Origin of the sequence: Ruminococcus sp. AM43-6 (genome assembly GCF_003461785.1) — a bacterium.
In the GTDB taxonomy this organism is placed as follows: Bacteria; Bacillota; Clostridia; order Oscillospirales; family Ruminococcaceae; genus Hominimerdicola; species Hominimerdicola aceti.
The window spans coordinates 445-668 of sequence record NZ_QTXU01000087.1 but is presented as its reverse complement, the minus strand read 5'-3'; the positions used below and the strand labels follow the sequence as shown (position 1 = coordinate 668).

The window sequence follows — 224 nt, the reverse complement described above, 5'->3', positions numbered from 1 at the left end:
ACAGTATTTTCAGCCGCAGTGCAAAGCTACCTGCTCGTGTTCGCATACCTTATGATAATTGGGCTTATCCTGCTGAGCTTTTCACTTGTGAAACACAAAACTGTGGGTTTTGTCCTCTGCGGAGCAGTGATATCATTAGGCACGGCGTTCTGCTCCATAAAGACTACGCTTATGTGGACAATGCCAATGGCGAACAGCATAATATGGCTGCACTACACAAAATA

1 pseudogene is annotated in these 224 nt (G+C 45.1%); it reads left to right on the top strand.

Features of this window, described 5'->3' with window-relative positions:
* Positions 1 to 224 (top strand): annotated as a pseudogene (locus DW938_RS15040) (hypothetical protein); the annotation flags it as partial.